Source organism: Oleiharenicola lentus (assembly GCF_004118375.1).
GTDB classification, from domain to species: domain Bacteria; phylum Verrucomicrobiota; class Verrucomicrobiia; order Opitutales; family Opitutaceae; genus Lacunisphaera; species Lacunisphaera lenta.
In genome coordinates this window covers 694,120-716,239 of the sequence record NZ_SDHX01000002.1, presented here as the reverse complement: position 1 = coordinate 716,239, position 22,120 = coordinate 694,120, and the positions used below count along the sequence as shown (strand labels likewise).

Below are 22,120 nucleotides of genomic sequence, written 5' to 3'. Positions count from 1 at the left end.
TGAATCAGGTCGCCGTCTGTTCACGGCGACGGGCCGCCAACTCGGCTTCCATCTGTTTTTCCATCCGGCCGTCGATCGGATAGAAGAGACCGAACAGCGCGGTCAGCGCGCCCATGGCGGCGGGCACGACGCCCATGAGCAGGCGGATGCCGCCGAGGGCCTCCTCGGACTGGGCGACATTCGCCTCGTAGCCGGAGAGCCCGAGCACGAAGGCGGCGGCGGCCCCGCCGAGCGCCGCACCGGCCTTGTGCGAGAAGGTGCCCGCGGAGAACGTCAGGCCGGTGATGCGCCGGCCGTTTTTCCATTCGCCGTAGTCGGCGGTGTCGGCGATCATCGACCAGAACAGCGGTAGGAGCGGGCCGCCGAGGAATGAGGACAACACGCCGATGCCGATGATCAGGCCGATGTCGGCCGGACCGACGAAGAAGTAGCCGAGCGAAACCAGCGCCACGGCAAAGTTGACCATGATAAAGGCCCGGCGTTTCCCGCCGAGCAAATCGGTGATCGGCCGGGTGCAGGCCACGCCCGCGAGCGTGGCGACCGTGGTCAGGATAAGGAAGGGTGTGGTCCAGACCTGCCAATCCGTGACAAAATATTTGAAGAAGTAGAGGGTGGCGCCGTCGCGGATCGAGATCCACAGCAGCTTGAACACGCCCAGTCCGCAGACCACGAGCCAGGGGCCGTTGCGCACGAGTTCCGCGAGGTCCTGGCGGATGTTCATCTGCTGGCCCGGAGGCGGCAGGACGCGTTCGCGGGTGGTATGGAAGGTCACCAGGAAAAGGCCCGCGGACAGCAGGCCGTAAAGCAGCACGGTCCGCTGGTAGCCGGCGGCCTCGTCCCCCGCCCCGAGATAGGCGATGAGGAAGAGCATGGAGCCTTTGACGACGAGGTCGCCGGTGTAGGCCCCGTAGAAGCGGAAGGACGCGAGCACGGTGCGGTCGGCCGGGTTGGGGGAGATCACGCCCAGCATCGCGCCGTAAGGGATGTTCACGGCCGTATAAACCATCTGGTAGAGAGTGAAGGTGACGTAGGCGTAGATGAGTTTTCCAGTCGGGCCAAGATCCGGCACCGTGAACATGGCCACGCCGCAGACGACCCAAGGCAGGGCCATCCAGCGGAGCCAGGGCCGGAACTTGCCGTGTGGCGTTTGGGTGCGGTCGGCGATCATGCCCATCATCGGGTCGTTCGCCACGTCCCAGGCCCGCGTGACCAGCAGCATCAGCGCGAAGGCGGCGGGGGTGATCCCGAAGACATCGGTATAAAAGATCGGCAGGAAGAGCGCGACCGTGCGGTAGTAGAGCACGGAGGCGACATCACCGCAGGCGTAGCCGATTTTTTCCGGCAAGCGCAGAGCCGGGCCCGACGGGATGGTGGGGCCGGCGGAAGGAGAGGGCGAGGGAGCGGTCACGGCGAGGTGGGTTGGGGTGGGGAGATTGTCCGGGCCCGAGGGGGAACGAACGGAGAAAACGGCTTCAGGCAGGGTGGAGCAGCAAGACGAGGACGCCGGCCGGTTCGAGCCGCACGTGCAGGCGCAGGGACGAAGTGCCGTCGGCCGGTTGCACGGAGCAGGCCTTCGGCCCGACCAGAGTTTCCACAGTCACCGCTCCGGTCACCGGCACTGAAAGCGTGCCCTCCACGGTGGTGGCGGCAGGGTTGATGAGATAGAACACCTGATCCCGTCCGCGTTCATGCCGGCGGATCATCGGGGGAGCGCCGGCGCCGGCCCAGGTGAACGCGGCGGGCCCGAGGAGCGGGCGCAGCCAACCGTGCAGCAGGGAGCGGAGCGGGCTGCCCGGATCCGTGTGCAGGGTGCCGCCGAGGGCAAAGCCCAGGAGCAGGGTCTGGCCGAGACCGTGGCGGTGGCGGACCGCCGCCGGCGTGCCGGTGTCGGCGAAAGTTGCGAGCACTTCCGCGCCGGGGGCCGGCTGGAGGATTTCCCGGTAAACCGCGGCCGTGAAGTGCGTCGGACCGGACTCGCGCGACCAGATCACGCGGTGCGATTTTTCCTCCGCGACCCAGTCGAGCCGGCGGGCGCCGAACACCTCGTCGAGGCCCGCGCCCGGCTGCGTGGCATAGGCGAAGTCGAGCTCGTCGAGACTCGCCGTCATGCAGTCGGCGACAAGGCAGCCGCCAGCGGCCACGTATTCCCGCAGGAGCGGGGCGAGCGAGCGGCGCAGGACGATCTGGAACGGCAGGAAGAGCACGCGGTAGGCGCGCAGTTGCGCGAGATCGAGCGGCCGGTCCGTCCGGAGAAAATCCACCCCGTGGTTGTCCTCGTCGAGTGCGCGGAAAAGTCCGGCGTTGCTCTGGTAGAGGAAGTGGCGGAGGCCGCGCTGCGGGTTTTGCTCAAGGCATTTCAGCAGCCCGTTCATGTCGAGCAGGACGCCGACCGGCCGGGTTTCCAGACGGGCGGCCATGAGGGTGTCGCCCCACTGCGCGAGCACCGCCCCGAGTTCGCGCACGGCTTCGCCGCGGGGGGCGAGGGTGCCGTCCATGGTCGTGAGGCCGCGGCCGAGCGCCTGCCGCCCGCGCGCGAAGGGCTGCCATTTCCAATAGAACAGCCCCTTGCAGTCGTTCGCCAGCGCGGTCCAGGCCAGCTGCCACACCGTGGCCCGGTCCAGCCAGCCGCCGAGCGTAAGGCCGGACTTACCGTTCGTGTAGAGTTCCGTGAGGATATAGGGTTTCGGCCCGGCGGCCGAGCGGGTGACCGCAAAGGTCAGATTGTGCCACCAGAGCGGAAAGGGCTGTTCGCGGTGCGGCCGGTCGAGCGCATCGGGGTAGTAGGACAGCCCGGCGAATTCCTCGTGCGCGGTGAACTGCCAGTTGTCGGTGTTGTAACCGCCGAAGTCGCCGAAGTTGCTCCACGGTGTGCCCACGGGGTTCGCATTGATCGCGCGGCTGCGGTCGTAACGGTGCAGCATCGCGCGCAGTTCGCCGAGGATGACGCCGTTGAGCTCGTTGCGAAAAAGGCCCCAGTCGATCGACGGCATGCTCGAGTCCCAGTCGTCGGCGAGGAACGGCGTGACTTGTTCCCAGGCGGTGAAGTCGTCGCCCCAGGCGCGGTTGAGCTCCGCCAGCGTGCCGTATTTTTTTTGCAGCCAGTCGCCGAAGCGCGCCACCACGTGGGGCGACTGGTGGCTGTAGTGCGGCTCGTTCCAGATATTGTAGAAGGCGAGGGCGGGGCTGCGGCCGTAGCGGCCGATCACGGCGCGGAAATAGTCCTCGAGCAGCGGGAAAACCTCCGGGTGGATGAAGTCAACGTGCTCGCGGTTGTTGCGGTTGGGGCCGGGCACGTGGTGCTGCTGCCGGATCTCGGGCAGGGTCTCGAACTGCCAGGGCGGGAAATAGTGGCCGCATTGTTCCTCCTTGAGCAGCAGCGGCACAAACTTGAGGCCCGCCTCCTCGATCTTCCGCACGAGATAGTCGGTCCGCTCCCACTTCAGGCGGCGGGTCGCGTGGTCCCACTGGCTGAGGGGAAAGACGAGCAGGTGGCGGATGTTGGCCGCCCGGATGGCCGCGAGGTCGGTGTCGACCCGCGCGAAGAATTCCTCGTCGGTCGCGTATTCGCTGTGGAACACGTTGTAGACGGTGCCGAGCAGGATGGAGCCGTCGTGCCAGGGGCGCGGCGGCGGGGCGGAGGGATCGGACGGATTCGGGTGCATGCGGCAGGGGCGCTCAGCGGGGCGGGAGCGGCGGTTGGGCGGTGCGCGGGATGACGGGGGACCAAGGCGTGGCGCCAGTCTCGTTGTAGGCCTGCAGGCGGTAGAACCAGGTCTCGCCCGGTGCGGCCAGTTCGTCATGCCAGAGCACGGGGGTTGCGCTCGCGCCGGCGGCCTCGTGGGCCTTCACGTCGGCGATCACGGAGTCGTGAAGGCCGGTGGCCAGGACCTGCCAGGGGCCGTCCGCGGTCGGGGCGCGCTCGATCCGATAGGCGCTGGCACCCGCGCAGCCGCGCCAGGTGAAGCCATCGGCGAGCGGGAGCAATTCCGGCGTGCCCGTGGGCTGGTCAATGGGCGGAACGGGCCGGCCGCGGATTGCCCACGCCTCTTTCCGGAGAAGGTCGAGCGTGCGCCGCTCTTCATAAGCATGGCCGGCCGGGAAGCCGGGCGGATGATAGGAGTTCACCGGGGTGCCGCCCTCGTTGTGATAATACCAGCCGCCATCGCGCCGGTGGCCGCGGAGGCCCCACAGCAGGCCGCCGGAGATTCCGGTTTCACGGATGGTCTCCAGCAGCGCGCGCAGGTTGGCGTAGGACGCGAGGCCGAGCTCGTCCACGACGAGCGGCTTGATCCCGCGCAGGGCCTCGCGCCGCTCGCGCGCCACCGGGGCGAGATCCCAGGGCTCGCCCTTGAACCGCGCCCAGTATTCGTAGAGGTGCGCGCTCAGGATGTCGATGTGCGGGTCCGCAATCAGCGCGGCATGATCCACGCCGCCCGCTTCCATCACCAGGTGCCGCGGGGCCTCGGCCTTGAGGTGCGCGGCCATCTCGAGGCTCCAGTCCCGGATGGCGCCCGTCCAGTCCGCCGGCTTAAACCCGCGGTCGGGCGCGTAGCTGTCGAACTCGTTGCCGAGCTGCCAGGCGAGGATCGTGGAGTCGTCCTTGTAGAGCCGGCCGTTGACCGTGTTGCGCCGGTTCAGTACGAAAGAGAGCAGGTGCTTGAAATCTTCCTTCACCCCGGAATCGGTCCAGAACGCGCCCGGCGGCTGGCCGGCCAGCGCGGCAAACTCGTCAACCCCGCGCGTGTTTTTGAAGGATTGCGAGGCGATGAAGGGAAAGATGATCCGGATGTCGTATTCCCGCGCGAGGGCGAGCAGCCGGTCGAGCGCGCGGAACGCTTCCTCGTTGTAGGTGCGCCGCGCGGTTACATGCACCTGGGCGCCCGGGTCCTTCGGGCTGGCGATGGAGAGCCCGATGCCGACCCGCGTCGCGCGGGCGCCGAGCCGGCGGAGGTGGTCGAGGGTGGAGCGCATCTCAAACTCGTCGGGCCAGCGGTTGCTCCAGTCGGGCAGGATCTGTTCCTTGTTCATGTTCAGCGTCGAGGCGCAGAGCCCGAAAAATCGGAACGGCGTTTCGCCTTCCATCAACTGGTCGCCCTGCCGGGTGATGAAAGGGCGGTCGTCCGGCACCGTGGAGAAACCGGCGGAACCGGCGGTCATGAACGCGAGGAGGGTGAGCATGGGGGAACGCATGGGAAAAATCAGCCGGGACCGGCCGGCGAGACGAGGAGCCACTCGGTCGGCCCGGTCTGCCGGTGGTCCGGGAAAAATTCCAGGCCGGGTGCCGCCGCTGCCGCGAAGGCCGCGGTGCCGGGCGCAACGGCGATGGTCTCGTCCTCGACGGACACCGTGCCGCGGCCGCGCGTCGGGATGACCAGCGTGGCGCGGCCGTCACCGGGGAGCGTCGCGGTCCCGCGGGCGGACAGCCGGCGCAGGGAGAAGCAGCGCGTGCGCCCGGCCCCAGCTAGCTCCTGCAATTCCCAGGAAGCATCGCCCGCGAGCCAGCGCGGCTGCAGGCGGCAAAGGGTGCGGACGAGTTCGACCGAGCGCGGCAGGTAGTCGAACACGTCGAGGCAGAAGTCGAGGTCTCGGCCCATGAAGCGCCCCGCCGGCGGCACGACCACGCCTTCGCGCTCGAACTCGCAGCGCACGACCCAGTCGCTCGGCTCCATGACTTCCACCATCAGCACGCCGGGACCGATCGCATGGGGCAGGCCGCCGGGCACGATCCAGGTTTCACCCGGTTGGACACGGATCGGCTCGAAACAGGCCGCCATCGCCGCGATGTCCTGCTCCTCGATGATGCGCCGCCACTCGGCGCGGGTGGGCGGATGCTGGAAACCGAGCCAGATTTCGCCCGCGGCGTCCGGTCGCACCGCGAGAATATGATAGACCTCCAGCTTGCCGTGGGGCGACTGGAGCCGGGCCCGGGCGAATTCCGCCGTGGGATGGACCTGGATGTGGAGACGGATGGCGGCGTCGAGCAGCTTGGCCAGAAACCCGAGCTGTGGGCCCAGTTGGGCGGCGTGTTCCCGGCCGAGATAAAAATCTGGGGCGGCTTGCAGCTCCGCGGCGAGCGTGGGGGTGCCGGCGCCTGATCCAACGCGGGTGAGGCCTTCGCCCGGTTGCGGCGGCAGGCCGGGATTGAGCGCGACGGTGGTCGAGCCGAGCCACGATTCCGGCTCGGAGCCGTCCGCGGGCCGGGCGGCTCCGGCCAGCAGGTCGAGCTGGCGGCCACCCCGGTAGTTGCGCCGCACCCGGGCGGGCAAAAGGGGCAGGAGAAACGGCGGGGTGGGGGGCGGCATGGAGCGCGGTCGTCCAGTGTCGGAACCGGGCCCGCAACGGCCATCGGGAAGCAAACGCTCTCGGTTTTTTGGACCGGGCTCTCAACCTGAGCCGGACGTAAACAGAGATTCCTTGCTTCATTCCTTCGTCCGGTTGGTTTCGCATCGCGCGGGCGGTTAGGGAGGGAAAACGTGGGTTTTCCGCCGTCGCCATGCGCATGAGTCTGCTCCTGCCCCTGCTGGGCGCCGTACTGCTGGCGGGGTGCGCGCCGGCGTCCCGCCCCGCGCCGCCCGCTGCCGCCCTTCCGCCTGCCCCGGTGCTGGTGGCCGAGGCCATCGGGGAACCGGCGGTGGACAGGCCGCTGGTGGCGCACGTGAACGCGATCGACCTCGATGCAGACGGACGGCTCGATGTCATCGCCTGCGACGTTCGCGCCGGCCGGGTGGTGTGGCTGCGCCAGGTTGAGCGCGGCCGGTTTGAGGAAACCGTGCTGGCTGAAGGGCTCGGGGCACCGGTGCGGACCGAGGTCGCCGACCTCGACGGCGACGGTCGCCGCGAGATCCTGGTGGCGTGCATGGGCGTGGTTTACCCCAACAACGACCGGATCGGCAGCATCGTGGTGCTCATCGCCGACGGCAACGGCGGTTACACCAAACGCGTGCTGGCAGACAGGCTGGCCCGCGTGACGGACGTACGCGTCGGCGACCTGAACGCCGACGGCCGGGCCGACCTCGCGGTGGCCCAGTTCGGCTACGACGACGGCGAGGTGCAGTGGTTCGAGCAGCGGCCGGACGGCAGCTTCCAGCCACACGGGCTGCTCAGCCTGCCGGGCGCCATCAACATCGTGATCGAGGATTTTGACGGCGACCGCGATCCGGACCTCGCCGCGCTGATCTCGCAGAACACGGAGGAGGTGATCCTCTGGCAGAACGACGGGCGCGGCCGGTTCACGCCGGTGACGCTCTTCGGCTCGACGAACGAGGACTTCGGCAGCAGCGGGCTCATTGCCACCGATCTCAACCGCGACGGCCGACCCGACCTGTTGTTCACTAACGGCGACGGCTTCGATTACGCGGAGCCCGGGTCGCGGCCGAGCCACGGCGTGCAGTGGATTGAAAACCTGGGCAGCGGCCAGTTCCGGCTGCACCGCCTCGGCGACTGGCCCGGCGCCTACAGTCCGGTGGCCGTGGACTACGACGGGGATGGCGACCGCGATGTGCTGATCGTGAGCTGTTTTCAGGACTGGGTGCGGTCGCCGCGGGCGAGCCTCGTGTTGTTCCGCAATGACGGGCGCATGAACTTCACCGCGGAACCGCTCGCGCTGGCGCCCACGCACCTGGTGACGCTCGCCGCCGGGGATTTCGACGGCGACGGCCGGCCGGGTCTGGTGACCGGCGGATTCCACGCCTATCCGCCCTACGACCGGATGAGCCGGATCTCGCGCTGGCGGCCGGTCCCCGCACCATGACGCGGCCCCGCCTGATATGGGTCCTGCTCGCCGTGACCGTGGCGATTTTCGGGCTGGTGGCGGCGTGGTCGGCCCGGCGCTGGGCCGACACGGTGCCCTGGCCGGCGGCGGCGGGGCGCGAGTGGCCCGGCGCGGAGACGCTGCGCGCGGCCCATGCCGAGGCGAGGCGCTGGCCGGTGCGGCGCGAGGCGGTGGAACGACTGGCGCGACTTTACCTGGCCAATGGTTTCAACGCCGAAGCCGCGGCGCTCCTCCCCGGCATCAGCGCGCGCCGGCCGGACGCGCCCGAGTGGGTTCATCGCCAGGCGGTGCTCGCGGCGGACGGCGGGCGGTTGGATGAGGCGGTCGTCCTCTGGCGTGGCCTGGTGGATCGCGGCGTCGCACCCGCGCCCGTGCGCGTGAAGCTGGCGGACGCGCTGGTGAAGCTGAACCGCGACGCGGAGGCCGCGGCGGAATATCGCGCGGTGCTGCGGACCGAGCCGGACCAGCCGCATGCCTGGCACGGTCTCGTGCGGCTCGAGGTGCGGCAGCGCCGTTGGGCGGAGGCGCGGACCCTGCTCCGGGAGGCGCTTCCGCGGGCGCCGGAGTTTTACGGGCTGCACGCCCTGGCCGCGACGGTCGCGCGCGAAACCGGCGACAGCGCCGGGGCGGCGGCCGCGGATCGCGAGGTTAAGCGGCTCGGTCGCTTCCGGGACATTCCCGATCCTTGGGTCGAGGTGGATCCCGCCGACTGTTTTGATCCCTACCGTCTGCGCGTGGACGCCGACCGTCTGCGGGCGGACGCGGACCTGCGCGGCGCCTTCGCGCGCATCGAGCGCGCCATCGCGCTCGAGCCCGGCGGAGCGCTCAACTTCCAGCTGCTCGCCACGCTCCATGGCGTCGCCGGCGATGAGGCCGCCGCCGAGCGGGCTTATCGGCGTGGGCTGGAGTTGGAGCCGGGCTCCGCGACATTGGCGCTGCGTTATGCCAACCTGCTGGAAAGGCAGGGGCGGACGGCCGAGAGCCGCGTCCTGCTGGAGCGCGCCACGGAGAAAAATCCCGCCGAGGCGGAGCTCTTCGCCCGTCTGGCCACGGCCCGCGAGCGCACCGGGGAGTGGGCGCAGGCCGTGGACGCTTATCGGAGACTCCAGACGTTGCGCCCGGACCGGCCGGAGACCGCCCTGGCCGCGGCCCGGGCGGCTTTTCGCAGCGGCGACGAAGCCGGGGCGCGCGCCGGGTTGCAGGAAAACCTGCGCCGATTCCCCGACCATGAAGAAACGCTCGGTTATCTCGTGCTCGACGCCGTGGCGCGCGGGGATGCCACGACCGCACGGGATTTGCTCGCGCGCGTGGAGCGCGTGGCCCCGGCCGCGACTGCCACGCGGCGCCTGCGCGACGCGGTGGTCGCGCGCTTCGGGCCCGCGCCCTGAGCGGGTCGCCTCAGGGCGCCGCGATCACGGTGTAGGCGCCGAGATTGGGCCGCGGGGCGAGGCGCCACTTCAACTCGGCGGGCCGGCCGGTCGATTCGAAGGCAAAGGCGATCCGCCAGCGCGAGCGCACCGGCCGGCCGTTTTCCTCCACCGGAGTGAACACCCAGTTCTTCACCGCAGCCCGGGCGGCGTCACCGCAGACCTCGTGCGAGGTCTCCAGCACACGGGCGCGGCTGACCTCGCCCGTCTTGTCGATCGTGATTTCGAGGATCGCGCCGCCGCTTTCGCCGCGTTGGACGAGCAGGTCGGGAAAGGCCGGCGGCTGGCTGCGCTGCAGGCGCGGGCGGGGCGCGGCGCTGGTGGCCGGACCTTCGTCGTCCCGCACGGGGAAATGAAACGGCACGTGCGCCGTGAAACCGACTGGCCGGCCGTCCTTGATGCGCGGCTCACGCTTGGCGCCGCGGGCCAGCTGCAGGGAGACCTGCTCCAGCACCCGGCCGTGCGTGATGTCGTCCGAGGCGTGCACGCGCGCATCCCGCGGCGTGCCGGTTTCGTCGTAGTCAACGGCGATGATCACCCGGTAGCCGGGCTCCGTCGCGGCGGCGGCTGCGGTCGGAGTCAGGCGTCCCTGATAGAGATCGCGCGACGCGCGGGTCGTTGCGTCCGTCGCGGCGACCTCGAGCGGGGCGGTGGGCGACCAGGCGCTGGCGGCAGCATGGGTGAGCGGGACGAACCCGGGGGTGGCGAGCAGGGCGGACAAAAGCAGGACAGCGCGCATCGGAAAACGGGGGTAAGTTCCGCCGAGCGTGGACCTCGGCGCGCGGCGCGGCGACGCGCAAGCAAGGCATCTTCAGAAATTGGCGACCGGTCTCAGTCGGTCTGCCGGACTCGCAGTCCGGCGACCGGGGCGGCGCGGGTGATGATTTCCACATCCTTCACGCCGCGAAAGCCGGAGAACGCGGCGGCGTAGAGCCGGCCGGCTGTATCCTCCAAGGGCACGCCGCCCTCCCAGCCGATGAAGTCGGGCCGGTTCACGCCGAAGGTGCCCTCGTCGAGCTTGCCCGCGTAGACGAGCTCCTCGAAGCGGCCGGTGGCGTAGCCGGTGCGCCAGACCTGTGTCACCTTGCGGTGCGCGATGCCCCAGCACCACTGGCCACGCGCGGCGTCGCGGCCGAAGATGCGGCCATGCACCTCGCCCGTCGGCGCGATGACGAGCGCGGCGGCGTTGCCGCCCGATTGACGGCGGTCAACCGGGTGACGCAGAAAACGCGGCATCAGCCGGGCGATCTCGGCGAGCAGCCGTGCGCCGGGCGGTTCGGCGACGAGAGGAGACGGGACGGGAACGGTCGGGGCGGATTCAACCACGTGGGGAGGAGGGTAACCGGGCATGATGAAATCAGGGTGGCGTGATCTTTTCGAAGACGAAGAAGGCCCAGTTGTTTCCGCGCCGGTAGCGGAAGGTCAGCAGCTGCAGTCCGGCCTCGGGGAAAGTCACGGTGGCAATCCGGCCGAAATCCCACGCGTGCCAGTCGGCGGTGTCCCGGGGCGGCCCAATGTCGCCGGCGGGGCGTCCGTTGAGCTCGAAACGCAGCGCCGCGGCGGGGCGACCCGCGGCGTCGCGCGTGACGTGGGCGGCGGACTGGCTGTAGAGCGCGTGGACGGCGTAGGTGCCGGGCTCGCGCACCTCCACGGTGTAGTTCACCCACTCGCCGTCATCGGTCCAACCGAGGTAGAACTGGTTGATGGGCGGGACGACGGCGTTGCGGTCGTGGTTCAGGTCGGCCCAGTCCTTCACGTAGGAAACATCCACGCCCTCGTCGGCGCGGAAATGCCAGACGTATTCCCCGGCGTGGGCCCGCTGGTGGTTGTAGGGGGCGGTCTGGCGGTTGAGCACGCCGCTGCCTTCATTGGCGGGCGTCGTGTCGTGATAGGCCACGCCCTCGCCGCCGAGGTCGAAGCGCGCGCATTGCACCACGCCGGGGATGCGGGCGGGCCCGGTCTGGTGATAGGCGTCGGAAAAGGGCCGGCCGGTGTAGTCCGCGGGCAACGCCGCGAAGGCGGTCGGCAGCAACGCGAGCAGGAGGCCGGGGTGAAGGATCCGGGATTTCATGGGCGGGAGGTCGCGGCGGGCCGCCGTTCAGGGTTTGGTGATCGTGAAGACCGGCGAGTAATCGGTGGCGCCGGCCGCATTGAAGCCGCGGATGCGGTAGTGCCAGGTCGAGCCGGGGGCGGCGGATTCGTCGAACCACAGCGCCACCGGCCGCGGATCGCCGGCCGGGCCGCCCGCGGGGCCGCGCTTGCCCTCGAGGGCGAGGACCTGCTCGGGGTGCGCCACCACGGAATCGTGCAGCCCGACGGCGCGCACTTCCCAGGGGCCGGCGGGGGCAGCGGCGCGCTCGATGGCGTAATGGTTGGCGCCGGTGGACCCGCGCCAGGTGAAGCCGCCGCGTGTCGCGAAGAGCACCGGGGCGGGCGCCGGCGGGCGCAGGGGCGGGAGCGGCAGGCCGCGGAGGGCGAAGGCGGCGTGGCGCAGCAGGTCGAACAACTGGGTCTCCTGGTTGCCCTGTCCGGCGCCGAAGCCGGGATAGTGGTAGGAGTTGATGGGCGTGCCCTCCTCGTTGTGGAGCATGAAGCCGCCGTCACGCCGGTGGGAGCGCAGGCTCCAGAGCAGGCCGCCCACGATGCCGGTTTCCCGGATGGTGGCGATCAGCGCGCGGTTGTTGTCGATCGTCGCCAGGCCGAATTCATCCACCATGAGCGGCTTCCGCCCGCGGCAATTTTCCCACTCGGCGCGGGCCAGCACGGCGAGGTCCGAGGGTTCGCCCTTCTGGCGGCTCCAATATTCGTAGAGGTGTGCGCTCATCACGTCGATGTGCGGGCTGGCGAGAAAGGCCTCACGGTCGCCGCCGGCCTCCATGACGAGGTGGTTCGGGTCAACCTGCTTGATATAGGCGGCCATTTCCAGCGACCACGCCGTGAGGCGCGGCACCCAGACGGCCGCGTCCAGCTTGCGATCGCCGGGGTAGCTCATGAACTCGTTGCCGAGCTGCCACGCGAGGATGGCGGGGTCGTCCTTGTAGAGCCGGCCGTTCACCGTGTTGCGGCGGTTGAGCACGAAATCCAGGAAGTGGCGGAAGTCGGCCTTTACCTCCTCGTCGATCCAGAAGGAGCCGGGCGGCTTGCCGGACAACGCGCTGAACTCGTCCACGCCGCGCACGAACGGAAACGACTGCGAGGCGATGAACGGGATGATGAGCCGGATGTCGTATTCGTGGCAGCGCGCGAGGATCAGGTCGAGGCAGCGGAAGGCCTGCTCGTTGTATTGGCGGCGGCCGGTGATGTAGGCCGGCATGCCGCGGTCGGCCGGGCTGGCGACGCTGAGGGCAAAGATGCGGGTGGCGCGACCACCGAGCCGCTGCATGCTGTCGAGCATGTCGCGGGTCTCGTAGTCGTCGGGGAAACGGTTGCCGAAGTCCGCGTGAATCTGCGACTCGTGCGCCTGGAGGTTGGGCGCGGCGAGGCCGAGGAAGCGGAACGGCCGGTCGCCCTCGTAGAGCGCATCGCCGCGGCGCGTGATGAGGGGCCAGGCATCGGCCGCGTTGAGACAAAGCGGGAATAGCAGCAGGCCGAAGCCGGCCAGCAGGGGGCGGAGTGTCATCGGGAAAGGACGGGGGCGGCGTTCGCCGAAAGGTGACGGTTGAGGTCGCGCAGGAGGGCGAGGGTGGAGTGATCGGTCGCGAACAGGGAATTGAGGCCCTGCGGCTCGATGCCGTTGTCGCCGGTGAACGGCGTGCCCGGTCGCCAGAAGGCTCCGGCTGGGTCGACGGGCACGCCCTCGCCGGCCCACGACCAAAGGTTCAGGCCCGTGAGCGGACTGCCGGTGACCAGTTCGGCGCGAAACGTCTCGAAGACCGCCGAGAAATAGGCGTCGCGGGCGGTCACCGGCGTGCCCGGCAGGTACCGGGCATCGTCGCGGCCCAGTCCGAATTCCTCGAGCACAAGAGGCTTGCCCAGGGCGCGCGCCACCGCGATGTGCTGCGACAGGTATTCGCGGGTGCGTTGGATCGAAACCGGCAGCGTGCCCGCGCGGTCCGCGGGCTTATACCAGCCCCAGTTGAGGGGCCAGATGTGCGCGGTGAGGTAGTCGATGGCGGGCAGGGCGTGCAGCCGGCGGTAGAAGTCGGCATCCCAGCCACAACCGATGACGCCCTCGGAGCCGGTGCTGATCAGCTGACGCGGGGCGAGGCGGCGGATCAGCCGGGAGTTTTCGTCGGCCCACGCCAGCAGGGAGTCGCCCACCCGGGCGAGATCCTCGCCGTCGCCGGTTCGCGGCTCGTTGCAGAGTTGCCAGGCCATGATGGTCGGGTCGTCGGCATAACGGCGGCCATTCACGGAGTTGACGCGCGTGACGAGGTGGCGGACGTAATCCAAGTAGAGGGTGCGCGCGGCGGGCAGGGAGTAGAAGCGCGTGTCGAAGCGGAGCGTGTCCGGCCAGCGGTCGGCGGGCGGACGTTTTTCGCCGGTCGCCCATTCGACGTAGGTGGCCATGCCGCCGGACCACTCCCACTGGTTGTTGAGGTAGAGCACGGCCGTCAGGCCGCGACGGCCGATCTCGTCGAGGGCCCGGTCGAGGCCGCGGAGCAGATCCTCGTTGTAGCGGCCGGGGGCGGGCTGAAAGGCCGGCGTCAGCGGCGCATAGCGAGTGGGCTCGGCGGCCGCGAGCACGCGGAGGTTGGTGACGCCGAGACTGCGCAGCTGGTCGAGTTCGCGCCCCAGGCGGGCCGGGTCGCCGCCGTCGCCGCTCCGGCCCAGCCAGGCGGCAAACCAGAAGTTCACCCCGGCGAAGGCGTAGGGGCGGCCGGCGCGGAGAAAACGGGTGCCGTCGACGCGCACGAATTCATCGGCGCGGCTCATGGTCTCGCCGAGGAGGCCGGGGCCGACCGCGAGGCTGAGGAGGAGGCCGGCGATGAGATAGCGGAAGGGGCGGAAGAGCGGGGCGTACATGAGACGGGTTCGGCGAGGCGGGCCTGGAAGCGCATCTTGCGGCGGAAGCGCCCCGGGGATTCGCCGGTGGCCCGCTTGAAGAAGACGATGAGGTATTCGGGATGCTTGAAGCCGGTGAGCTCGGAGATGGCGTCAAGCGGCAGGTCGGTCTCCTGGAGCAGCTGCCGGATGCGCATCAGCTGCACGCGGCGGATTTCGCTGTTGGGGGACCGGCCGAAATACTTGCGGAACTTCTCCTCCAGCTGGGTCCGGGCGATGCCGGCGTGGCGGCAGACCTCGTCCACCGTCAGGCCTTCGCAGGCTTTCTGGCGGATGAAGCGCGCGGCCGTGGCCACCTTGCGGTCGGCGACGGCCAGCAGGTCGGTGGATTGGCGCGCGATGACCTCGATGGGCTCGACCACGAGGCTGAGGCCGTCGAGCGGGCGCTGTTGCATGAGGCGGTCGAGGGCCTCGGCCGCCAGGTAGCCGGAGCGCAGGTGGTTGGTGGCCACGCTGGAGAGCGGCGGATTGGCGAGCTCGCAGCGGGCCTCGTCGTCGTTGGCCCCGAGCACGGCGATGTCCTCCGGGACGCGGAGGCTCGCGTGCCGCGCGGCGTGCAGCACCTGCAGGGCGCGAAAATCATTGCAGCACATGATGCCGACCGGCTTGGGCAGGGTCAGCAGCCAGCGGGCGATGTGGTCAATCTCCTCGGCCTGCCACTGGGGCGTGCAGCCGCCGGTGTAGGTGCCGGGATAGTCGCGGTCGAAGACGGTGGAAGAGCGGCCGAAGGTGCTGATGGCGTCGCGGAAACCGTCGCGGCGCTCGCAGGACCAGGCCTCGTTGCCGAAGCCGCAGAAGGCGAAGTCGCGGAAGCCGCGGTCGATGAAGTGCTCGCCGCCGAGCTGGCCGACGGCGAAGTTGTCGAGCACGATATTGGGCACGCCGGCCAGGGCATCGGCATTGTTGACGTCCACGAGCGGGATGCCGAGCCGGCGGCAGGCCTCGACCTGGAGGGCGTTGGTGTGGCGGCTGATCACGCCGTCCCATGGCTGGCGCTTGAACCAGTTGGCATCGGAGAGCGACTGGCCGAGGTTGTCCCAGTGCACCTCCCACGGGGTGTGCTCGCGCTGGTAGAGCGCGATGCCGTGGAGCAGGCGGGGGGCGGATTCTTCCCAGACGGGGTGGGCGACCACCAGCACGCAGCGCTGGAGTCCGACCGGGGACGGCCGATTCTTGGGGGCAACAGGGGCGATCACAGGCGGGGTAGGAGTGGTGGAGAATCCTTGCGGGGGGCCAAGGCCGTTCTCGCTGGTGAGGCTAGCAGGATATCCCCGAAGTGAAAATGAGAATGCTTGCTTCGTTGCTTAACGCCTTCGCTTCCGGTTTTCCGCCGGGCCAGGGTGTGACTTCATGGGTGCACCCCATGAAATCAAACATCCCGATCCCAGAAATCGTTATCAGTTTGTTGCTCGTTGGCCCCCTGTTGTGCGCCGCGCCGCCCGCGGGAGCGGGCCTGGGAACGCCGGCACCGTCCGGCGCCGAGATCCTGTTCGATGGCACGCGCCGCATGCTTGATGAAAAATGGACCTATTGGGAGGGGCCGCGTTTCGCCTCGGCGCTGCCCATCAAGTGGCGCCTGGTGGACGATCCGGTGGACGCCGGGCAGGTGCTGCAGACCCATGATCCGGCGGCGGCGGGCGGCAAGTATGGCGCCGCGGACATCATCACGAAGAAAACCTACCGGGACTTCCGCCTGCACGTGGAGTTTCTGGTCAACCATCCCGGCGGCAACAGCGGAGTCTATCTGCAGAATCGCTATGAGATCCAGATCTGCGACGGCGATCGCACCCGCCACGGCATGGGCGCGGTGATCAACGAGACGGAGTCACCCTACGCTCACTACCGCGGACTCGGCCGCTGGAATTCCTACGACCTGTTGTTCCGTGCCGCCCGGTTCGAGGCGGGTCGCCGCGTGCAGCCCGCGCTGGTGACGCTGTATTTCAACGGGGTGAAGGTGCACGTGAACCAGCCGATCAACCAGGTGTGGGGTGGGCCCAACTCCGGCCTCGATGGCGGCAACGATGGCGGTAAGGGTATCACCGATGGGCCCGGTCCGCTGAAGCTACAGGGCGAGGGCCATGATGTCCGTTACCGCAACCTCTGGATTCAGGAGCTGGATCTGGCCGAGCCGGAAACGGATTTTTGATCCGGCGAAGGACGCACCGCCTCGGAGCAACCCGCCGATCGGTTTTTACAGCGATGCCGGCCGCCTCCGTTTGGTCCGCCGGGGGCAGCCTGACAGACATTTGGGGTCAAGGACGGCGAAGGCGTGACGAAGTAGCCTCATCACCCAGGGGCGTCCCGGGCTTGCGCCGGCGGCGGCTTTGGGGAAGATGACTTCATGATCTACCCCAAGCAGCCGTATTACCGGGTGCTGTTCGCCTGCCTGTTGCTGGCGGGGGCGGGGGCCATGGGCGGGGCGGAGCCGCCCGGGGAATCGCGCGTGCTGCGGGTGGGCGTGCTGACCGACAACTATCCCTATTCTTTTCGCGACTCGGACGGCAAGGTGAAGGGCTTCGCCTACGATGTGGTGGACGGCGTGGTGGAGGTGATGGGACTGAAGGTTGAGCGCATCGAGGGCAACACCCAGCAAATCTACGCTCGGTTTGAGCGCGGCGAGCTGGATATCCTGCAAAGCCTGGCGCAAATGCCGGAGCGGGAAGCCGTGGCCGATTTTTCCGTCCCTTACCTGAACATGGTCGGCACCATTTTCGTGCACAAGGACGACCAGCGCGTGTTGCGGGTGGAGGACTTGCGCGGGCGGCGGGTGGGGGTCCATCGCAGCAGCCTGGGCGAGATGTTGCTGCGACAGTCCGGACTGGGCGACTCGATCGTGTATGTTGAATCCGTGCAGGCGGCCCTGGAGCAGGTGAACAACGGCCAGATTGACGCCACGCTGGCGAGCCGGCTGACCGGGCTCTCACTGGCGCGCCGCGAAGGCTGGAAGAACATCAAGGCGCTGCAGATCGAGGTGCCGGGCTATGATGTGCGCTATTGCGTGGCGGTGCGCGAGGGCGACCACCGGTTGCTGGCCCAGGTCAACGAGGGCCTGGCCATTCTGGTGCGCACGGGGCGTTTCGATGAATACTACCGGAAGTGGTTTTCGCACGTGGAGCCGTCGCGTTACACGCTCGAACAAGTGCTCATGGCCGTGGCCGTGGGCCTGGCGCTGGCCTTGCTGGTGGTGTTGTGGGCGGCCGCGAGGCAACGCCGGCTGCGCCGGCAGATCGCCCGGCAGGCGGCGGAGCTGCGGGCCGGCGAGGAGCGCTACCGGAGCCTCTTCGAGGGCACACCTGACGGCCTGCTGGTCCTGGAAACCGCCGCGACCTCCGGCGCCGTGGTCGTGGTGCAGGCCAATCCATCCGCGCGCCGGCTGCTCCAGACCGGCAGCGGTCCCGCCCCCGGGGCGCGGTTGCACCATGTGCTGTCCGCGGATGCGACGCTGGCCGACCGCCTCACCGCCGCCTCGCGGCAGGGCGAGGCCACGGAGTTTGAGCATGAGAAGCCGGGCGCCGCCGGCTGGTGGCGTGTGTCCGTGAGCCCGCTTGGATCGCGGTTTCTCGTTTCCCTGCGCGACATCAGCGAGCAGACGCAGGCGCGGCTCCGTTTGCAGCGGCAGGAAGAACGCATGCGGCATTCGCAGAAGATCGAGGCGATCGGCACGCTGGCGGGGGGCATTGCGCACGATTTCAACAACCTGCTGACCGCGATCATCGGCAACACGCAGCTGAGCCTGATGAACCTGCCGCCCGACCACCCCGAGGTGGCGTCGCTGGAGCAGGTGCTCAAGGCCGGGCGCCGGGCCCAGCAGCTGGTGAAGCAGATCCTCACCTTTTCGCGCCGTTCCGAGGCCAGCCGGCAGGCGGTGAAAATCAGCCCGCTGATCGAGGAGGTCATGGGCTTCCTGCGCGCCGTGGCCCGGGGCACCGTGGAGTTCGCCCACCGCACCGGCCCGGTCGACACAGAAATCCTCGCCGACCCGGCGCAGGTCCACCAGGTGCTGATGAACATCGGCACCAACGCCCTGCAGGCGATGCGCGGCACGCAGGGGCGTCTGCTGTTCACCGAGGAAGAGGTCGTGCTCGAGGCGGGCACACCCTTGCAGCCCGACCTGAAGCCGGGCCGCTACCTGCGGATTGGCGTGGCCGACACCGGTCCCGGCATGAGCCGGGAGGTGGTGGACCGCATCTTCGAGCCCTTTTTCACCACCAAGCCGATGGGCGAGGGCACCGGCCTCGGCCTGTCGGTCGTACATGGCATCATGCAGCAGCACGACGGTGCCGTCACGGTCACCAGCGAGCTGGGGCGCGGCACGCTGTTTCAGCTCTATTTCCCGTTGGCGACGGCCCGGCCGGCGCCGGCCGCCACCGAGACCCGGCCGGCCGCCGTGCAGCTTGGCCAGGGGCAATCAATCCTGTTGGTGGATGATGACGCCTCGATCGTCGAAACGGTGCGCAAGGTGCTGCAGCGGCTGGGTTACACGGTCAGTGCACACCTGCGGGCGGAGGATGCACTGGCGGAATTCGAGGCCGCGCCGGACCGCTTCGCCCTCGTGCTGAGCGACCTCACGATGCCCGGCGTCAACGGCCTCCAGCTGGCCGCCCGCGTGCGGGCGCGGCGTCCGCGGAGTCCGCTCGTGCTGGTCAGCGGTTACTGGCCGGAAAGCGACCTGGCCGAGGCCCGCCGGTTGCAGGTATCCGCCACGCTGCACAAGCCGCTCTCCTACGAGAGCATCGGCCGCATCGTCGCGGATCACGTGGCCCGGGCGTGAAAACACGAAGCCGCCAGGGAGCGAAGTTCTGACTTTGCGGCTTCGCTGCTTTGTGTGATGTGTTGGGTCCAGCATGCCCGCCGAGCCCATCCGCTACTTCCACCGTGCAAAGAAGACCGTCGAGACCGAGCAGGTCTATGGCGAGGCCTGGCTGCGCTGGACCTACGGGTCGTCGCTTGGCCGGCTGTCGCTCCACGCGCTCGTGAAGCGCGCGCTGCTTTCGCGCTATTACGGCTGGCGGATGAGCCTGCGCGCGAGCGCCAACCGCGTGCTGCCGTTCGTCGTGGACTACGGCCTCGATGTGGACGAATTCGCGAAGAAGCCGTATTCGTTCAGGACCTTCAACGAGTTCTTCTACCGCGCGCTCAAGCCTGGCGCGCGGCCCATTGCTGGCCATTCGACAAGCTCAGGCCAAGACGGCGACCGAGTCGCCGTCTTGCCCGCGGACGGCCGGCATCTGGCGTTTCAGAACGTGGAGGCGGCAGCCGGGTTCTACGCCAAGGGGCAGAAATTCGACCTCAAGGCGTTCCTCGGTGACGAGGCGCTCGCGGCGAAATTCGCCGGCGGGTCGCTGCTCATCTCGCGGCTGTGCCCGGTGGACTACCACCGCTTTCATTTTCCCGTGGCCGGTCAGCCCGGCGAACCGCGGCTGATCAACGGATACCTCTATTCGGTCTCACCCATCGCGCTGCAGCGGAACCTTGCCTATCTCTGGGAAAACAAGCGCATGGTCACGCTTGTCGAGTCGCCGGTGTTCGGCACCGTCGCCGTGTGCGAAATCGGCGCGACCATGGTCGGGAGCATTGTCCAGACGCATGTGCCCGGCCGGGCCGTGGCCAAGGGCGAGGAGAAGGGCCTGTTCAAGTTCGGCGGCTCCTGCGTGGTGACGATCTTCCAGCCCGGCCGCATCAGGCTCGACGCCGACCTGGTCGAGCAGACCGCCGCTGGACTCGAGGTTTATGCGCGCATGGGCGAGCGGCTGGGCGAGGCGGGTTGATTTACGAGGGACGGTATACGAATTACGATTTCGCGAAAGCGCGACTGGTTTCCACGGTTTTATCCGTGCCGATCAGTGGAATCCGTGGCTAGGCTCGGTCCATGCAAACCCGACTGCTGCTTCTGTTCTGTCTGATGCTTGTAAGCGTCCGGGCGGAGTTCGCCTTCGCCGAGGCCACCATCGAGGACCTGCACGCGCAGATGAAGAGCGGACGCTTGACCGCCGTGCAATTGACCCAGGCCTACCTCGATCGCATCGCCGAGGTGGATAAGGCCGGCCCGAGGCTGAATGCGGTCATCGAGATCAACCCCGATGCCCTGACCATCGCGGCGCAGCTCGATGCCGAGCGCTCAGCCGGCTTTGTGCGTGGTCCCCTGCATGGCATTCCGATTCTCATCAAGGACAACATTGTCACGTCGGACAAGATGCAGACGACGGCCGGCTCCCTCGCCCTAGTCGGGACCAGGCCCGTTAATGGCGCTTGGGTGGTCGGACGGCTCCGACAGGCCGGGGTTGTCATCCTCGGAAAGACCAACCTCAGCGAGTGGGCCAACTTCCGCGGGGAGAGATCCATCAGTGGATGGAGCGCTCGCGGAGGACAGACGCGCAACCCCTATGCGCTTGATCGCAGCCCATCGGGCTCCAGTTCCGGCTCGGCTGCGGCGGTGGCGGCCAATCTGTGCGTTGCGGCCGTGGGCACGGAGACCGACGGATCGATCGTATCGCCAGCTTCGGTATGCGGGCTCGTGGGCGTGAAGCCCACGATCGGGTTGGTTGGCCGCAGCGGTATCATTCCGATTTCCGCCTCGCAGGACACCGCCGGGCCGATGGCCCGGACCGTGCAAGACGCCGCCCTTTTGCTCGATATCATGGCCCAAAAAGATCCAGGTGATCAGGCAACGCTGTCCCGCCCGCACACGGTGGATACGGTTTTCTCCGTGGCGGTGAAGATGAGGAAGAGGCTGATAAAAGGAGCGCGACTCGGCGTGATCCGCGGACCCTTCGGGATGGATGCGCGGCTGAACCCAATTCTGGACGGGGCGATCGATAAGCTGAAAGCCGCCGGCGCCGAGATCGTGGACCTTGGCGACCTCCCGCAGTTCAATGCTGCGGGCGAGGCGGAGATGGAGGTGTTGCTCTACGAATTCAAGGATGGCCTGAACAAATACTTCGCCACGCTTGGGCCGGATTCGCCGATCAAGACCCTGGCCGACGTCATCGCCTTCAACCGCGCCCATGCCGACAAGGAACTCGCGCACTTCGGCCAGGAGCTGATGGAGAAGGCTCAGGCCAAGGGCCCGCTGACTGAGCAGGCCTATCTCGACGCCCGCGCGACCTGCCTGCGCGTCATGCGCACGGAGGGCATCGATGCCTTGTTGGCCCAGCACAAGTTGGACGCGCTCGTGACCCTTACTAACGGCCCGGCCTGGCTGATCGATCCTGTCAACGGCGACGCCTACACCGGCGGCAGTTCCTCGTTGGCCGCCGTAGCCGGCTACCCGAGCGTGACCGTCCCCGCCGGCGACTGGCGCGGCCTGCCCGTGGGGATCTCCTTCACCGGTGCCGCGTGGACCGAGGCGAAACTGCTGGCCTATGCCGCGGAGTTCGAGGCGGCCGCCAAGGCCCGCCGCGAGCCGCAATTCCTGCCGACGATCAGGTGATTTACTAGGGACGATTTACGAATTACGAGGCGGCTGACCGAAACGGCGCTTGCCTCGGGAAATCGTCAATTGTCATTCTGAAATCGTAATTCCCTTCGCTCGGGTGATGGAATGGCAGACATGAGGGTCTTAGAAGCCCTTGCCGTAAGGCGTGCAGGTTCGAGTCCTGTCCCGAGCACCAAGAAATATTTGCTGAGAACCTCCGTGTGCTTGAGGTATGGATTTGTCATTTGCCCAATGAAAAATTCAAGGAACGGGTTGGCAGTCGAATATGGATATCTTCTTTCGAAATATCCAAACCTGCGCACTGCTCGCAAAGAGCTCATGTCAGCTCGCAAAGTTCATTTGGCTCGTCTCCGTGAATTGGCCGCATCATCGAGAGACTTCGTCCCTGACTATTCTCCCGAGAGTTTAGAGCGTCTTGAGGTGTGGTATAACACCCTGCTAAGTGGGCGTAGATTTAGGCGGATAGGTGTGACTAAGTCTGAG

At 68.2% G+C, this 22,120-nt stretch carries 16 protein-coding genes and 1 tRNA gene; 7 read left to right on the top strand and 10 right to left on the bottom strand.

The features are described 5' to 3' along the window. Positions 1-4 precede the first annotated feature (4 nt). The 4 genes from ESB00_RS16855 to ESB00_RS16845 form a co-directional block, all read right to left on the bottom strand. Positions 5-1,408, bottom strand: coding sequence for an MFS transporter (locus ESB00_RS16855; protein WP_164976274.1), 1,404 nt, complete (start codon positions 1,406-1,408; stop codon positions 5-7). 64 nt (positions 1,409-1,472) lie between these two features. Further along, on the bottom strand, positions 1,473-3,662 hold the full coding sequence (locus tag ESB00_RS16850; protein WP_164976273.1) for a beta-galactosidase: 2,190 nt from the start codon (positions 3,660-3,662) through the stop codon (positions 1,473-1,475). Between the two features lie 13 nt (positions 3,663-3,675). Continuing rightward, positions 3,676-5,190, bottom strand: a complete 1,515-nt coding sequence (locus tag ESB00_RS19765; RefSeq protein ID WP_218938775.1) for a glycoside hydrolase 5 family protein — start codon at positions 5,188-5,190, stop codon at positions 3,676-3,678. An 8-nt stretch (positions 5,191-5,198) separates the two neighbouring features. Then, a complete protein-coding gene (locus ESB00_RS16845; RefSeq protein ID WP_129048951.1) occupies positions 5,199-6,302 on the bottom strand; it encodes a class I mannose-6-phosphate isomerase in 1,104 nt (367 codons plus the stop codon). Positions 6,303-6,493: 191 nt separating this feature from the next. Between ESB00_RS16845 and ESB00_RS16840 the strand changes: the two genes are divergently transcribed. Together ESB00_RS16840 and ESB00_RS16835 are read left to right on the top strand one after the other, a co-directional pair. Beyond that, complete coding sequence (locus ESB00_RS16840; RefSeq protein ID WP_129048950.1) at positions 6,494-7,750, top strand: FG-GAP repeat domain-containing protein; 1,257 nt, start codon at positions 6,494-6,496, stop codon at positions 7,748-7,750. Beyond that, a complete protein-coding gene (locus ESB00_RS16835) occupies positions 7,747-9,159 on the top strand; it encodes a tetratricopeptide repeat protein (RefSeq protein ID WP_129048949.1) in 1,413 nt (470 codons plus the stop codon). Before ESB00_RS16840 ends, ESB00_RS16835 begins: the two co-directional genes overlap by 4 nt. 10 nt (positions 9,160-9,169) lie before the next feature. Here the strand turns inward: ESB00_RS16835 and ESB00_RS16830 are convergent, their stop codons facing one another. The 6 genes from ESB00_RS16830 to ESB00_RS16805 form a co-directional block, all read right to left on the bottom strand. Next, positions 9,170-9,937, bottom strand: coding sequence for an energy transducer TonB (locus ESB00_RS16830; protein ID WP_129048948.1), 768 nt, complete (start codon positions 9,935-9,937; stop codon positions 9,170-9,172). A gap of 92 nt (positions 9,938-10,029) precedes the next feature. Continuing rightward, positions 10,030-10,548 (bottom strand): hypothetical protein, encoded by a 519-nt coding sequence (locus tag ESB00_RS16825; protein ID WP_129048947.1) that lies wholly within the window; start codon positions 10,546-10,548, stop codon positions 10,030-10,032. A 7-nt stretch (positions 10,549-10,555) separates the two neighbouring features. Continuing rightward, positions 10,556-11,269 (bottom strand): carbohydrate-binding protein, encoded by a 714-nt coding sequence (locus tag ESB00_RS16820; protein WP_129048946.1) that lies wholly within the window; start codon positions 11,267-11,269, stop codon positions 10,556-10,558. 27 nt (positions 11,270-11,296) lie between these two features. Then, on the bottom strand, positions 11,297-12,817 hold the full coding sequence (locus ESB00_RS16815; protein WP_129048945.1) for a glycoside hydrolase 5 family protein: 1,521 nt from the start codon (positions 12,815-12,817) through the stop codon (positions 11,297-11,299). Continuing rightward, positions 12,814-14,163, bottom strand: a complete 1,350-nt coding sequence (locus tag ESB00_RS16810) for a glycoside hydrolase 5 family protein (protein ID WP_129048944.1) — start codon at positions 14,161-14,163, stop codon at positions 12,814-12,816. Before ESB00_RS16810 ends, ESB00_RS16815 begins: the two co-directional genes overlap by 4 nt. Beyond that, entirely contained in the window at positions 14,070-15,398 is a 1,329-nt protein-coding gene (locus ESB00_RS16805; protein WP_246026512.1) for a XylR family transcriptional regulator, read from the bottom strand. Before ESB00_RS16805 ends, ESB00_RS16810 begins: the two co-directional genes overlap by 94 nt. A 167-nt stretch (positions 15,399-15,565) precedes the next feature. Between ESB00_RS16805 and ESB00_RS16800 the strand changes: the two genes are divergently transcribed. The 5 genes from ESB00_RS16800 to ESB00_RS16780 all read left to right on the top strand — a co-directional run bounded on the left by ESB00_RS16800 (position 15,566) and on the right by ESB00_RS16780 (position 21,812). Further along, the gene (locus tag ESB00_RS16800; RefSeq protein ID WP_129048943.1) at positions 15,566-16,348 is read left to right on the top strand and encodes a 3-keto-disaccharide hydrolase; all 783 of its coding nucleotides are present in this window, start codon (positions 15,566-15,568) and stop codon (positions 16,346-16,348) included. 195 nt (positions 16,349-16,543) lie between these two features. Further along, positions 16,544-18,973, top strand: a complete 2,430-nt coding sequence (locus ESB00_RS16795; protein ID WP_129048942.1) for a transporter substrate-binding domain-containing protein — start codon at positions 16,544-16,546, stop codon at positions 18,971-18,973. Positions 18,974-19,046: 73 nt separating this feature from the next. After that, positions 19,047-19,970 carry a phosphatidylserine decarboxylase gene (locus ESB00_RS16790; protein WP_129048941.1) on the top strand — a complete coding sequence of 308 codons (924 nt, stop codon included), beginning with the start codon at positions 19,047-19,049 and terminating at the stop codon, positions 19,968-19,970. 101 nt (positions 19,971-20,071) lie between these two features. Beyond that, positions 20,072-21,631 carry an amidase gene (locus ESB00_RS16785; RefSeq protein WP_218938774.1) on the top strand — a complete coding sequence of 520 codons (1,560 nt, stop codon included), beginning with the start codon at positions 20,072-20,074 and terminating at the stop codon, positions 21,629-21,631. A 97-nt stretch (positions 21,632-21,728) separates the two neighbouring features. Then, positions 21,729-21,812: transfer RNA gene (locus ESB00_RS16780), tRNA-Leu, on the top strand. Positions 21,813-22,120 lie beyond the last annotated feature (308 nt).